The organism is Arenimonas sp. SCN 70-307, from assembly GCF_001724815.1.
Lineage (GTDB): Bacteria > Pseudomonadota > Gammaproteobacteria > Xanthomonadales > Xanthomonadaceae > Arenimonas.
Genome location: NZ_MEDO01000008.1, coordinates 20,485 through 33,519, shown reverse-complemented (window position 1 = coordinate 33,519; position 13,035 = coordinate 20,485). Strand labels below are relative to the sequence as shown.

General features: G+C 70.4%; 12 protein-coding genes. 6 read left to right on the top strand and 6 right to left on the bottom strand.

What is annotated here, in order from left to right; translation table 11 throughout:
- Nucleotides 1–20: 20 nt before the first annotated feature.
- The 3 genes from dctP to ABS41_RS04495 all read right to left on the bottom strand — a co-directional run bounded on the left by dctP (nucleotide 21) and on the right by ABS41_RS04495 (nucleotide 3,651).
- Nucleotides 21–1,118, bottom strand: coding sequence for a TRAP transporter substrate-binding protein DctP (gene dctP / locus ABS41_RS04505; protein ID WP_290591269.1), 1,098 nt, complete (start codon nucleotides 1,116–1,118; stop codon nucleotides 21–23).
- A gap of 90 nt (nucleotides 1,119–1,208) precedes the next feature.
- Nucleotides 1,209–3,386 (bottom strand): DNA helicase II, encoded by a 2,178-nt coding sequence (gene uvrD / locus ABS41_RS04500; protein WP_290591267.1) that lies wholly within the window; start codon nucleotides 3,384–3,386, stop codon nucleotides 1,209–1,211.
- A gap of 55 nt (nucleotides 3,387–3,441) precedes the next feature.
- A complete protein-coding gene (locus ABS41_RS04495) occupies nucleotides 3,442–3,651 on the bottom strand; it encodes a hypothetical protein (RefSeq protein ID WP_290591265.1) in 210 nt (69 codons plus the stop codon).
- Between the two features lie 175 nt (nucleotides 3,652–3,826).
- On the opposite strand from ABS41_RS04495, the gene ABS41_RS04490 reads away from it, so the two are divergent.
- Complete coding sequence (locus ABS41_RS04490) at nucleotides 3,827–4,453, top strand: hypothetical protein (RefSeq protein ID WP_290591263.1); 627 nt, start codon at nucleotides 3,827–3,829, stop codon at nucleotides 4,451–4,453.
- A gap of 37 nt (nucleotides 4,454–4,490) precedes the next feature.
- On the opposite strand, the gene ABS41_RS04485 is transcribed toward ABS41_RS04490, so the two are convergent.
- The gene (locus ABS41_RS04485) at nucleotides 4,491–5,534 is read right to left on the bottom strand and encodes a saccharopine dehydrogenase NADP-binding domain-containing protein (RefSeq protein WP_290591260.1); all 1,044 of its coding nucleotides are present in this window, start codon (nucleotides 5,532–5,534) and stop codon (nucleotides 4,491–4,493) included.
- 1 nt (nucleotide 5,535) lies between these two features.
- Entirely contained in the window at nucleotides 5,536–6,333 is a 798-nt protein-coding gene (locus tag ABS41_RS04480; RefSeq protein WP_290591257.1) for an SDR family NAD(P)-dependent oxidoreductase, read from the bottom strand.
- A 97-nt stretch (nucleotides 6,334–6,430) separates the two neighbouring features.
- Between ABS41_RS04480 and ABS41_RS04475 the strand changes: the two genes are divergently transcribed.
- From ABS41_RS04475 to ABS41_RS04465, 3 genes are read left to right on the top strand one after another with little or no spacing between them, the layout of a single operon-like run.
- Entirely contained in the window at nucleotides 6,431–7,192 is a 762-nt protein-coding gene (locus tag ABS41_RS04475) for a glucose 1-dehydrogenase (RefSeq protein WP_290591255.1), read from the top strand.
- Between the two features lie 23 nt (nucleotides 7,193–7,215).
- A complete protein-coding gene (locus ABS41_RS04470; RefSeq protein ID WP_290591253.1) occupies nucleotides 7,216–8,130 on the top strand; it encodes an MBL fold metallo-hydrolase in 915 nt (304 codons plus the stop codon).
- Nucleotides 8,130–10,382 (top strand): S9 family peptidase, encoded by a 2,253-nt coding sequence (locus tag ABS41_RS04465; RefSeq protein ID WP_290591250.1) that lies wholly within the window; start codon nucleotides 8,130–8,132, stop codon nucleotides 10,380–10,382. Before ABS41_RS04470 ends, ABS41_RS04465 begins: the two co-directional genes overlap by 1 nt.
- Nucleotides 10,383–10,475: 93 nt before the next feature.
- Here ABS41_RS04465 and xth read toward each other — a convergent pair whose 3' ends face one another.
- Complete coding sequence (xth, locus tag ABS41_RS04460) at nucleotides 10,476–11,258, bottom strand: exodeoxyribonuclease III (RefSeq protein ID WP_290591248.1); 783 nt, start codon at nucleotides 11,256–11,258, stop codon at nucleotides 10,476–10,478.
- Nucleotides 11,259–11,367: 109 nt separating this feature from the next.
- Here xth and ABS41_RS04455 point away from each other — a divergent pair, with 109 nt between their 5' ends.
- Both ABS41_RS04455 and ltaE read left to right on the top strand, forming a co-directional pair.
- Nucleotides 11,368–11,904 (top strand): cytochrome b, encoded by a 537-nt coding sequence (locus ABS41_RS04455; RefSeq protein WP_290591246.1) that lies wholly within the window; start codon nucleotides 11,368–11,370, stop codon nucleotides 11,902–11,904.
- Nucleotides 11,905–11,922: 18 nt separating this feature from the next.
- Nucleotides 11,923–12,939 carry a low-specificity L-threonine aldolase gene (ltaE, locus tag ABS41_RS04450; protein ID WP_290591243.1) on the top strand — a complete coding sequence of 339 codons (1,017 nt, stop codon included), beginning with the start codon at nucleotides 11,923–11,925 and terminating at the stop codon, nucleotides 12,937–12,939.
- Nucleotides 12,940–13,035: the final 96 nt, after the last annotated feature.

Here is a 13,035-nt window from a genome sequence, read left to right as displayed (position 1 = left end):
GTGCGTGACTTGTGGCAGGGTCAGCCGCGGGTGGCGTAGTACGCCTCTTCCGACACCGCGTGCCAGGCGCGGGCCTGGGCCTGGAAGGCACGCATCGACTCGAGCACCTTGCGGGCGAAGAGGTCTTCGCCGACCACGTCCTCGAGCACCTTGTCGGAGGCCCGGCGCAGGGCCAGCAGCACGTCGTCGGGCAGCTGGCGCAGCTCGACGCCATGCTCGCGCACCAGCGCGTCCAAGGCCTGCTGGTTGCGCGCGGTGTACTCGGCCAGCATCGAATCGTTCACGGCCCGGCAGCAGGCGTCGACGATGTCCTTGAGGTCCTGCGGCAGCTTTTCCCACGCGGCCTGGTTGACCATGCACTCGAGCGTCGGGCCCGGCTCCTGCCAGCCCGGGTAGTAGCAGAACTTCGCCGCGCGATGCAGGCCGAAGGCCAGGTCGTTGTACGGGCCCACCCACTCGGCGGCGTCGATGGCGCCGGTCTGCAGCGAGCTGAAGATCTCGGCGCCGGGCAGGTTCACCGGCGTGGCGCCCACGCGCGACATCACTTCGCCACCCAGGCCCGGGATGCGCATCTTCAGGCCCTTGAGGTCGGCGATCGACGCCACCGGCTTGCGGAACCAGCCGGCCAGCTGCACGCCGGTGTTGCCGGCCGGGAAGGGCACCAGGCCGAAGCGCGCGTAAAGCTCGCGCCACAGCTCCAGGCCGCCGCCCTGGTAGAGCCAGCCGTTCATTTCCTGGGCGTTGAGGCCGAAGGGCACGGCGCAGAAGAAGGGCGCGGCGGCCGACTTGCCCTTCCAGTAGTAGGCGGCCGAATGGCCCATCTCGGCGGTGCCGCGGCCGACGGCGTCGAACACTTCGAAGGCGGGCACCAGCTCGCCGGCGCCGTACACCTTCACCGTCAGGCGGCCGCCGCTGGTGGCGGTGATCATCTCGGCCAGCTTCGCCGCACCCGTGCCCAGGCCGGGGAAGTTGGTGGGCCAGGACGTGACCATCTTCCACTGCAGGCGCTCGGTGGAGGCGGTCGGACCCGCACCATCCCCCGGTGCCGCACCGCAGGCCGCCAGGCCGGTCGCCACGGCCGCCAGGCCGGCGCCCCGCAGGAGTTCACGTCGCTTCATGGACCATCCTCGTACTCATCGAATCCCGCCGCGCAGTATGCCTCCACGGCGCCCCCGTGGGAGGGCCTCCAGGACCGGCGGGGGGCGGGCTCAGGCGGGTTGGAGGTGGGCGTAGGCGAGGACGAGCCACTTGGCGCCGCCGGTCTCGAAGTTCACCTGCACGCGGGCGTGGGCGCCGCTGCCCTCGGCGTCCATCACGATGCCGGCACCGAAGCTGGGGTGCACGACGCGCTGGCCCAGGCGCAGGCCCGAGGGTGCGCTGCCCAGCGCGGCCGAAGGCGGCGCGCCGAAGCCGGCCGGACGGCTGACCTGCACCTTCGGCCGCACCTCGCGCAGCAGCGCCTGCGGTATCTCGCGCAGGAAGCGCGAGGGCGGGTTCATCGTCTCCATGCCGTGCAGGCGGCGCGACTCGGCGTAGCTGAGCACCAGCTTCTGGCGCGCGCGCGTCAGGCCCACGTAGGCCAGGCGGCGCTCCTCCTCCAGCCGCCCGCTTTCCTCCAGCGACTTGCCGCTGGGGAACAGGCCTTCCTCGAGGCCCACGAGGAACACCTGCGGGAACTCCAGGCCCTTGGCGCTGTGCAGCGTCATCAGCTGCACGCCGTCCTCGCCGGCCTCGGCCTGGCCTTCGCCGGCCTCGAGCGCGGCGTAGCCGAGGAAGGCGACGAGTTCGCTCATGCCGGCGAGCTCCTCGTCGTCGGGGCGCTCGAAGCGGCTGGCCACCGACACCAGTTCATCGAGGTTGTCGACCCGCGAATCGAGCTGGCCACGCGACTCGTTGGCGTAGTGCTCACGCAACCCGGAAGTGGCGATGACGTGGTCGAACTGTTCGTGCAGCGGCGAGTCGACGATGTCGGCCTCCAGCCCGTCCATCAGCGCGATGAAGCCCTTGAGCGCATTGCGCGCGCGCCCGGCCAGGCCGCTGCCCTCGCCCGCCAGCGCCCGCGCCGCCTCGAACAGCGGCAGCGCCCGCTCGCGCGCGTGCCGGCGCACTTCGTCCAGGGTCTTGCCGCCGATGCCGCGCGGCGGCGTGTTCACCGCGCGCTCGAAGGCGGCGTCGTCGGCGCGGTTGGCCACCAGGCGCAGGTAGGCCAGCGCGTCCTTGATTTCCATGCGCTCGAAGAAGCGCTGGCCGCCGTACACGCGATACGGCAAGCCGGCCTGCATGAGCTGTTCTTCCATCACCCGCGACTGGGCGTTGGAGCGGTAGAGCACGGCGTTGTCGCCGGCGCTGCCGCCCTCGCGGATCCAGGCCTGGATGCGCTCGACCACGAAACGCGCCTCGTCGACCTCGTTGTAGGCCGCGAACAGTTCGATCGGCTCGCCCTCGCCGGCGTCGGTCCACAGCTGCTTGCCGACGCGTTCGGGGTTGTGCGCGATCACCGCGTTGGCGGCCGCCAGGATGTTGCCGCTCGAGCGGTAGTTCTGCTCGAGCTTGATCGTGCGCGCGCCCGGGTAGTCGCGCAGGAAACGCTGCACGTTTTCGACCTTGGCGCCGCGCCAGCCGTAGATGGCCTGGTCGTCGTCGCCGACCACGAACACCTCGCCGGTCTCGCCCGCCAGCACGCGCACGAAGGCGTACTGGATCGCGTTGGTGTCCTGGAACTCGTCGACCAGGATGTGGCGGAAACGCTGACGGTAGTGGTGCAGCAGCGGCTCGTTGCCCAACCACAGCTCGTGCGCGCGCAGCAGCAGCTCGGCGAAGTCCACCAGGCCGGCGCGCTGGCAGCGCTCCTCGTAGGCCTCGTAGACGCGCACCATGGTCGAGCCGTAGAAGTCGCCGCCGGCCGGCTGGATGTGCTTCGGGCGCCGGCCCTCGTCCTTCTGCGCGTTGATCCACCAGGCCATCTGCCGCGGCGGGAAGCGACCCTCGTCGAGGTCGAGGTCGGCGGCCACGCGCTTGAGCAGGCGCACCTGGTCGTCGGCGTCGAGCACCTGGAAGGATTCGGGCAGGTTCGCTTCCTGCCAGTGCAGGCGCAGCAGCCGGTGCGCCAGGCCGTGGAAAGTGCCGATCCACATGCCGCGGCTGCCGTGCCGCAACAGGCCCTCGACGCGGCCGCGCATCTCGGCGGCGGCCTTGTTGGTGAAGGTGACGGCGAGGACGCCGTGGGCGGGCACGCCCACGACCTCGTTGAGCCAGCCGATGCGGTGCGTGAGCACGCGGGTCTTGCCGGAACCGGCACCGGCGAGCACCAGCAGGTGGCCCGGCGGGGCCGACACGGCCTCGCGCTGGGCCGGGTTCAGGCCGTCGAGCAGGTGGGAAACATCCATGGCGCCATTGTAGCCGCGCCGCGACCGCGCGGCCGTGCGCGAAACGCCTGCGCCGCTACTTCTTGCTGGCGACGCCAACCACCAACGCCAGCGCGCCGACGCCCACCAGCACCCAGCCCAGGTTCGCCGGCGGGGTCTTTTCCCTCGTGAGGCTGAACTTGACCGGGCCGAACTCCGCCTTGTCCTCGCCGTCGTACCTGAGCGTGCCGGCGGCGATCAGGCCGCCAACGATCAGCAGGATGACGCCGAGGATTAGGGCTGGCATTCGCATGGTCGGTCTCCCGGAGCGCCCCGCATGGGCCGGCCAAGGGTAACGGGGCACGCCTTGGCCAGCAAAGCCGGTCGCCTGCCGGGGCTCCGCGATGGTAAAAGGCCAGTGGCCGATACCCAGGGCGGGTTGCGTTGGCCAAAAAAGCACCCGCTCAATCTGGAGGACAGAAATGAGACTTTTTCTCTATTTCTCGCTTGCATTCTTTACCTTCCTGGCTGCCGGCAATTCGCATGCGGCATCTGACCATGACATCCACGTCGTTTCCGCGCGCGTCCTGATCGATGGCAAGGAGGTCATGGCACCGAATGTGCAACTGCTCGCTGACAGAACCGGCTATATCAGCCGCATTGACGACGACAAGAATCCGCTTTACTCCATTGAATTGGAGCTCATCACCCAGCTGGAGATTGGACCAGTGAAAGGCACGGGACTCAGGGCTCGGGTATGGGGAGGCAAGTTCGAAACGGGAAGCGAACTGATGAACGCCACCCTGATCTTGTCTCCAAGGCCCGATGACACTGGCAACGTCATCTCTGCCACGCAAACCGACTCCACAGGCAAGTCAATCGAAGTGCAGGTCTCTTCGTATGCGGTGATGAAGGCCGACCCATCCAGAATGACGGAGCGCACCACGCAATGCTTGGATGAAGATGGCCTGATTGCTGCAGGCGATGACTCCGAGGCAGGAGCCACAGGGTGTTGTGGAGGTCTTTGCTCCCCACCGGGCTCAGGCTCGTATCAGTGCTGCAACGTCTATGCGTGCTGCGTTTGTGGTCAATGTTGCATTGTCGAATAGGGCGGAACGTCAAGCCTGCCCGCCGCCGCCAAGCGGCTCACTCCAGGCGCACGCCCGGCAGCGACAGCACGTAGTCGGCGCCCATTAGCCGCGAGGGCGTGTGGAAGCCGGCCTCCGGCGCCGGGCCCGACAGCAGGCGCTGCACGATGCCCAGCGAGGCCGTCACGGTGATGTCGTAGCCGTTGGGCGTGCGCAGCGTGCGGCGCACCTCGTGGCCGCCGGCGTCGCGCGCCTCGCCCCAGACCACGCAGCCGGTCTTGCCGCGCGTCTTTTCCGACGGGCCGCGCACCTTTTTCCCGACCTGCTTCTTGAGCCAGGACTGCACCGGCCCCAGGCCCAGCAGCGGCCCGAGCAGGCGCAGCCTGCGCAGGCGCGCCGCGGTGGCCGGCGGCACGCCCATGTAGACCTCGATGTCGGGGATGCCGGTGGACACGTAGGCGGTGTACACGTCACCCCAGGGAATGGTCATGGCGAAACGCTGCTCGCCGTCGCGCTCGAAGGTGCGGGTCTTCCAGGCCAGCGGCACGCGCGTGAGCTTGCCGCCGATGCGCGCGCGCCCGCCCTTGCCCAGGCCCTCGACGCTGGTCTTGGCGGTGCCGGGGCTGGGGCCGCCGCCGGCCTCGAAGGCCAGCACCAGCGACGTCGCGCCGGGCAGTTCGCGCTTGAGGATGGCCGCAAGGCAGTCGGTGGGCACCACGTCGAAGCCGGCGCCGGGCAGCACCACGATGCCCCTGGCCTTCGCGTCCTCGTCGCGCGAGTGGCAGTGCGCGAACACGTCGATCTCGCCGGTGATGTCCAGGTAGTGCGCGCCCACGTCCAGGCAGGCGTCGAGCATGGGCACGCTGGTGGCCGAAAACGGCCCCGCGCAATGCAGCACCAGGCCGATGCCGTTGAGCCCGGTGCGCAGCGCCACGGGGTTGTCGAGCGCGAAGGCGCGCACCGGCAGCCCGTGCTTATGCGCCAGCTCCTCGAGCTGGGCGGCGTTGCGGCCGGCCAGCACCGGGCGCAGGCCGCGGCGCACGGCTTCTTCCACCACCATGCGGCCGGTGTAGCCGTTGGCGCCGTAGATCATCCAGTCCATGTCAGTGCCCCGGGTTGCGCTGCCTGACGAGCTTGAGCAGCTGCTTGAAGTAGAGGTTCGGGAACCAGCGCTTGAGGCGCCAGCGCATCGGTTCGTGGCGGGTGGGCATGACCAGGAACTCGCCGCGCTCGATGGCGGCGAAGCTGCGGTCGGCCACGCCTTCGAGCGTGTCGGGCGAGGTGTCCATCATCTTGCCCGCGAAGGACTTCAGGCGCGGGTCGCCCTGCCAGCTCTCGAGCAGGTTGGTGCGGAAAAAGGCCGGGCACAGCACGCTGACGGTGATGCCCTGGCCCTGCACCTCGGCGCGCAGCTGCTCGCTCAGCGCCACCACCGCGGCCTTGGACACGCCGTAGCTCATGATGCTCGGCGCGCCGGCCAGGCCGGCGAAGCTGGCGGTGTTGACGACCTGGCCGCGGCCGGCGGCGATCATGCCGGGCAGGAACAGCCGGCAGCCGCGAACCACGCCCAGCAGGTTGATCTCGAGCACGTTGCGCCACTCGGCCATGGTGGTGTCCACCATGGCGCCGCCGGTGGCGATGCCGGCGTTGTTCACCAGCACGTCCAGCCCGCCCCACTCGCCGGCGATGCGTTCGTGCACCTGCTCCATGGCGTCGTCGCTGCCGACGTTGGCCGACATCGCCAGGTGGCCCTCGCCGGGCAGCGCGGCGCGGGTCAGCTCGGCCCGCGCGGCGTCGAGGTCGATGCAGGCGACCTTGTCGCCGGCCCTTGCGTAGCGATGCGCCAGCGCCTGCCCCAGCCCGCTGCCCGCCCCCGTGATCAGCACCCGCCGCTGCGCCATCCAAGCCACTCCCCGTCGTGCCAGGCCGCCCACGGGGCCTGTGCTAGATTCGGGAGCATAACAATCCCGTCGTCCGGTATTCATCACGGAGCCCTGCGTGACCGACCCCCTGTTCGATCTTTCCGGCCAGACCGCCCTGGTCTCCGGCGCCTCGCGCGGCATCGGCGAGGCCATCGCCCACCTGCTCGCCGCCCACGGCGCCCACGTCATCTGCACCAGCCGCAAGCTCGAGGGCTGCCAGGCCGTGGCCGATGCCATCGCCGCCGCCGGCGGCTCGGCCGAGGCGCACGCCGTGCACGTGGGCGACCCGGCGGCCATCGACGCCCTGTTCGCCACGCTCGACGCGGCCGGCAAGCGCGTGGACATCCTGGTCAACAACGCCGCCGCCAACCCCTACTTCGGCCCGGCCGTGGACATGACGCTCGACGCCTACGAAAAGACCGTCGAAGTGAACCTGCGCGGCTACTTCTGGACCACCGTGCAGGCCGCGCGGCGCATGAAGGGCCACGGCGGCGCGGTGGTGAACGTGGCCTCGGTGAACGCCGAGCGCCCGGCGCCGGGCCAGCTGGTGTACTCGATGACCAAGGCCGGCATCGTCAACATGACCGAGGGCTTCGCCAAGGAGCTCGCGCCGCTGGGCATCCGCGTCAACGCGGTGCTGCCTGGCCTGACCGACACCAAGTTCGCCTCGGCGCTGACGTCCAACCCCAAGATCATGGACATGATGCTGCGCCTGATCCCGCTGGCGCGCGTCGCGCAGCCGGGCGAGATCGCGCCGGCCGTGCTGTTCCTGGCCTCGCCGGCCGCGTCCTACCTCACCGGCGCCGCGCTGCCGGTGGACGGCGGCTACCTCGCCTGAGCCCCAGAACCCCGGAGCTTCCCATGCCTCGCTTCCATCGCCTCGCCACCGCGCTCGCCGCCCTGCTGCTGGCCGCGCCGGCCGCCGCCCAGGACTTTTCCCAGGTCGAAATCGAAACCACCAAGGTGGCCGAGGGCGTGTACGCGCTCAAGGGCGCCGGCGGCAACCTCGGCCTGGTGGTGGGCAGCGACCGCGCCTTCCTGATCGACGACCAGTACGCGCCGCTGGTGCCCAAGATCCGCGCCGCCATTGCCGCGGTCACCGACAAGCCGGTGAGCTTCGTGCTCAACACCCACTGGCACGGCGACCACGTCGGCGGCAACGAGGCCTTCGCCGAGAGCGGCACCCTGGTGGTGGCGCACGACAACGTGCGCACGCGCCTGTCGACCGACCAGGTGATGGCCGCCTTCGACCGCACCGTGCCCGCCGCGCCCAAGGGCGCGCTGCCGGTGATCACCTTCAACGACCAGGTGACCTTCCACGTCGGCGGCCATACCGTGCGCGCCATCCACATCCCCAGCGCGCACACCGACGGCGACGCCATCGTGCAGCTGCCGGAGACCAACGTCATCCACACCGGCGACCTGGTGTTCTACGGGCTCTACCCGGTGGTGGACTACAGCAACGGCGGCAGCCTCAAGGGCATGGCCGACGCCACCGCGCGTTTGCTGGAGATGTCGGACGAGGACACCCGCTTCATCCCCGGCCACGGCCCGGTGGTGATCGGCCGCCAGGAGCTGGCCGAGTACCTGGAGATGCTGCGCGTGGTGCATGCGCGCCTGGAGAAGCTGATCGGCGAGGGCAAGACGCTCGAGGAAGTGATTGCCGCCAAACCCACCGCCGAGTTCGACGAGAAATGGGGCCAGGGTTTCCTGCCGCCCGAGCGCTGGGTGCGCATCAACTACCAGGGCATGGCCCCGGCCAAGGACGCCAAGTGATGAAGAGCCTGCTGCTGGCCACGATGATGACCTTCGCCCCCGCCGCCCACGCCGAAAAACTCACGCTCGAAGCCATCACCGGCGGCGCGCCGCTGTCGGGCCCGAGCCTGATGAAGCCGGCCATCGCCCCCGACGGCTCGCGCGTCACCTTCCTGCGCGGCAAGGACGGCGACCGCTTCCAGCTCGACCTGTGGGAATACCACGTGGCCGACGGCCAGGCCCGCCTGCTGGTGGATTCGGCGGTGGTGCTGCCCGGCGGCGAGGAGCTGAGCGACGAGGAGAAGGCGCGGCGCGAGCGCCAGCGCATCGCCGCCTTCCGAGGCATCGTCGAGTACCAGTGGGCACCGGATTCGCAGTCGCTGCTGTTCCCGCTCGGCGGCGAGCTCTACCTGTACGACCTGCGCGAGGGCGCGGCCAACCCGGTGCGCAAGCTCAGCTCGGGCACGGGCTTCGCCACCGACCCGCGCCTGTCGCCCGGCGGCAAGTTCGTGGGCTTCGTGCGCGAGCGCAACCTGTGGGTGATCGACCTGGCCAGCGGCCGCGAGATCCAGCTCACCGACGACGGCAGCGACACCATCGGCAACGGCGTGGCCGAGTTCGTGGCCGGCGAGGAAATGGGCCGGCACACCGGCTACTGGTTCGCGCCGGACGATTCCGCCGTGGCCTTCGCCCGCATCGACGAATCACCGGTGCCGGTGCAGAAGCGCTACGAGATGTACGCCGACCGCACCGAGGTGGTGGAGCAGTTCTACCCCGCCGCCGGCGACCCGAACGTGCGCATCAGCCTGCACGTGGCCGACCTGGCCTCGATGCGCGCCGGCAAGCCCGGCGTGGACAAGCCGGCGAAGCTTTCCGTCAGCGACGTCGACCTCGGCCCGGACGCCGACATCTACCTCGCCCGCGTGCAGTGGCGCGCGCCCGGCGTGCTCACCTTCCAGCGCCAGTCGCGCGACCAGCGCCGGCTCGAGCTCATCGAGGCCACGCTGGCCACCGGCAGGCAGCGCGTGCTGGTCACCGAGACCAGCGAGACCTGGGTGCCGCTGCACGATGGCCTGCGCTTCCTCGCCGACGGGCGCTTCCTGTGGATCTCCGAGCGCAGCGGCTTCGAGCACCTGCAGCTGCACGCCGCCGACGGCGCCCTCGAGCGCGCGCTCACGGCCGGCGAGTGGGTGGTGGACGCGCTGCTGGGCGTGGACGAGGCCGCGGGCCTCGCGTACGTCGCGGGCACGAAGGATTCGCCGCTGGAGAGCCATGTCTACGCCGTGCCGCTGGCGGGCGGCGAGCCGCGGCGGCTGACCGCGGCACCCGGCATGCACGCGGCGTCGTTCAGCGCGAATGCGGCGGTGTTCGTCGACCTGTGGTCGAACCCGGCCACACCGCCCCAGACCGAGCTGTACAAGGCCGACGGCACGAAGCTGGCGACGCTGGTGGCCAACGACCTCGACGACCCGGCGCATCCCTACGCGCGCTACCGCGCGGCGCACCGGCCGGTGGAGTTCGGCACGCTGCAGGCCGCCGACGGCACGCCGATGCACTACAGCCTCATCAAGCCCGAGGGCTTCGACCCGTCGAAGAAGTATCCGGTGGTGGTGTACGTCTATGGCGGTCCGGCCGCGCAGACGGTGACGCGCGCCTGGCCGGGTCGCGCCGACGCGCTGTTCAACCAGTACCTGGCCCAGCGCGGCTACGTGGTGTTTTCCCTCGACAACCGCGGCACGCCGCGGCGGGGCGCGAAGTTCGGCGGCGCGCTTTATGGCAGGCAGGGCACGGTGGAGGTCGAGGACCAGGTGGCGGGCGTGGAATTCCTGCGCACGCAGCCCTGGGTGGACCCGGCGCGCATCGGCGTGCACGGCTGGTCCAATGGCGGCTACATGACCCTGATGCTGCTGGCCAAGGCCTCGGACCACTACGCCTGCGGCGCCGCCGGCGCGCCGGTGACCGACTGGGCGCTCTACGACACGCACTACACCGAGCGCTACATGGACCATCCGGCGCGCAACCCCGGGGGCTACCGCGAGGCCTCGGTGTTCACCCACCTCGACGGCCTGCGCTCGAAGCTGCTGCTCATCCACGGCATGGCCGACGACAACGTGCTGTTCACCAACTCGACCAAGCTGATGTCCGAGCTGCAAAAGCGCGGCACGCCCTTCGAGCTGATGACCTACCCGGGCGCCAAGCACGGCCTGTCGGGCGCGGATGCGCTGCACCGCTATCGCCTCAGCGAGGCCTTCTTCGACCGCTGCCTGAATTGACGCGCCCTTGTAGGAGCGCCTTCAGGCGCGAATCTTTTGACTTTGCCTTCGGCAAAGCAGGGATTCGCGCCTGAAGGCGCTCCTACAGGGTTCTCAGCGGGCCAGGCGCACGAGGGCTGGGGCGTGGTCGCTCGGCCGCTCCCAGGTGCGCGGCTCGCGGTCGACCTCGGCGCCCACGCAGCGCTCGCGCAGGGCGTCGGACACCAGGCACAGGTCGATGCGCAGGCCCAGGTTGCGGCGGAAACCGGCCGCGCGGTAATCCCACCAGCTGAACACGCCGCCGTCGGCGTGGTGCAGGCGGTAGCTGTCGTGCAGGCCCAGTTCGAGCAGGCGGCGCAGCGCCGCGCGTTCGGCCGTGGAAGTGAGGATGGAGGCGTCGTTCCACACCGCCGGGTCGTGCACGTCGCGGTCGTCGGGCGCGATGTTGAAGTCGCCCATCACCACCAGCCGCGGGTGTGCCCTGATCTCCTGCGCCAGCCAGCCGTGCACGGCCTCGAGCCAGCGCAGCTTGTAGTCGTACTTGTCGGTGCCCACGTCCTGGCCGTTGACCACGTAAAGGTTGACGATGCGCAGGTCGCCCACGGTGGCGGCGATGACGCGCTTTTGCTCGTCCTCGAAGCCCGGGATGCCCACCTGCACCTCGGCCGGCGCCTCGCGCGCCAGGATGGCCACGCCGTTGTAGGTCTTCTGGCCGGCGAAGACGCTGCGGTAGCCCAGCGCCGCCAGGGCGTCGTCGGGGAAACGGCTGTCCTCGAGCTTGGTTTCCTGCAGGCCGACGATGTCGGGCTGGCGCAGCTTGAGCCACTCCTCCAGGTGCGGCAGGCGCACGTTGAGCGAGTTGACGTTCCAGCTGGCGACGGTGGTGGTGTTTTCCATGGCGCAAATGCTAACCGTTCGCGCGGGCGCGGGCGAACACTTGACCGCCGTCAAGGAAAGGCCCCAGCGTTGGCGCATTCTGGCGCCAGGCCAGCCCGAGGAGCCCGCCATGGTTTCGCCGCGTCCGCGTTACGCCCCGTCCCGCCGAGCCCTGCACTGGGGCATCGGCATCGTGTTGGTGCTGGCCTTCGTGTTCATCGAGGGCCGCGAGAATTTCGCCCGCGGCACGCCCGAGCGCGCGGCCATGATGCAGGCGCACTTCTGGGCGGGCATCGCCATCCTGGCGCTGATGCTGCCTAGGCTGCTGCTGGCCTTCTCGCGCCCGGCGCCGGCGGTGTCGCCGCCGCTGCCGGCGTGGCAGGCGCTGCCGGCCAAGGGCCTGCACCTGCTGCTCTACGCCATGCTGGTGGCGCAGCCGGTGCTGGGCCTGATGACGGCGTGGACCGACGGCAAGCAGATCCTGCTGCCCTTCACCAGCGTGGTCCTGCCCGCCCTGATGGCCCCCAGCGAGACGCTGGCCCACCAGTTCGAAGACCTGCACGAGCTCATCGGCAGCGCCTTCTACTGGGTGGTGGGCCTGCACGTGCTGGCGGCGCTGTACCACCACTTCGTGCGCCGGGACGATACGCTACGCCGGATGACCTGATCTGGGAGCACGCGGCACATGCAGTGGGTTGACCTTCGCAGCGACACCGTCACCCAGCCCACGCCGGCGATGCGCGAGGCGGGCCTGCGCGCCGCCGTCGGCGACGACGTGATGGGCGACGACCCGGGCGTGAATGCGCTGCAGGACCGGGTGGCGGCCGAGCTGGGCTTCGAGGCGGCGCTGTTCGTGCCCAGCGGCACGCAGTCGAACCTGCTGGCGCTGATGGCGCACTGCGAGCGCGGCGACGAATACCTGGTGGGCATGGACGCGCACACCTACAAGTACGAAGGCGGCGGCGCGGCGGTGCTGGGCTCGATCCAGCCGCAGCCGATCGTGCACGCGGCCGACGGCACGCTGCCGCTGGACGCGGTGGCGGCGGCGATCAAGCCGGCCGGCGACCCGCACTTCGCGCGCACGCGGCTGCTGGCGCTGGAGAACACCTGGCATGGCCGGCCATTGCCGCTCGACTACCTCGCCGCGGCCGGCGCCTTCGCGCGCGCGCATGGGCTGGCCTTCCACCTCGACGGCGCGCGACTGTACAACGCGGCCGTGGCCTGCGGCGTGCCGGCGGGCGAGATCGCCGGGCATTTCGATTCGGTGTCGGTCTGCCTGTCCAAGGGCCTGGGTGCGCCGGTGGGTTCGGTGCTGGCGGGTTCGAAGGCGCTGGTCGATACCGCGCGGCGCTGGCGCAAGGTGCTCGGCGGCGGCTGGCGCCAGGCCGGCCTGCTGGCGGCCATGGGCCAGCACGCGCTCGACCACCACGTGGCGCGCCTGGCCGACGACCACCGCCGCGCGGCGGAGCTGGCGGCGGCGCTGCGGGCGATCCCGGGGCTGGGGGTGGAGGGTGCGTTCACCAACATCCTGTTCGTCACCGTGCCCGACGGGCGCCAGGGCGAACTGGCGAAACACCTCGGGTCGCGCGGCATCCGCATCGCGGCCGGGCGCGGGCCGCGCATCCGGCTGGTGACGCACCTGGACATCGACGACACCGGCGTCGAGCGCGCCGTCGCCGCCTTCCGCAGCTTCTTCGCCTGAGCCGGCTTGTGTAGGAGCGCCTTCAGGCGCGAATCCTTTCTTTGCCGAAGGCAAAGGCAAAAGATTCGCGCCTGAAGGCACTCCTACAGGCAGGCA

Excerpts from the sequence above, each read along its gene's own strand:
- ABS41_RS04470 (WP_290591253.1), top strand. The coding sequence starts at position 7,216 with ATGCCTCGCTTCCATCGCCTCGCCACCGCGCTCGCCGCCCTGCTGCTG.
- ABS41_RS04485 (WP_290591260.1), bottom strand. The coding sequence starts at position 5,534 with ATGGACTGGATGATCTACGGCGCCAACGGCTACACCGGCCGCATGGTG.
- ABS41_RS04495 (WP_290591265.1), bottom strand. The coding sequence starts at position 3,651 with ATGCCAGCCCTAATCCTCGGCGTCATCCTGCTGATCGTTGGCGGCCTG.
- ABS41_RS04490 (WP_290591263.1), top strand. The coding sequence starts at position 3,827 with ATGAGACTTTTTCTCTATTTCTCGCTTGCATTCTTTACCTTCCTGGCT.
- ABS41_RS04465 (WP_290591250.1), top strand. The coding sequence starts at position 8,130 with ATGAAGAGCCTGCTGCTGGCCACGATGATGACCTTCGCCCCCGCCGCC.
- ltaE (WP_290591243.1), top strand. The coding sequence starts at position 11,923 with ATGCAGTGGGTTGACCTTCGCAGCGACACCGTCACCCAGCCCACGCCG.
- ABS41_RS04480 (WP_290591257.1), bottom strand. The coding sequence starts at position 6,333 with ATGGCGCAGCGGCGGGTGCTGATCACGGGGGCGGGCAGCGGGCTGGGG.
- ABS41_RS04455 (WP_290591246.1), top strand. The coding sequence starts at position 11,368 with ATGGTTTCGCCGCGTCCGCGTTACGCCCCGTCCCGCCGAGCCCTGCAC.
- xth (WP_290591248.1), bottom strand. The coding sequence starts at position 11,258 with ATGGAAAACACCACCACCGTCGCCAGCTGGAACGTCAACTCGCTCAAC.
- uvrD (WP_290591267.1), bottom strand. The coding sequence starts at position 3,386 with ATGGATGTTTCCCACCTGCTCGACGGCCTGAACCCGGCCCAGCGCGAG.
- dctP (WP_290591269.1), bottom strand. The coding sequence starts at position 1,118 with ATGAAGCGACGTGAACTCCTGCGGGGCGCCGGCCTGGCGGCCGTGGCG.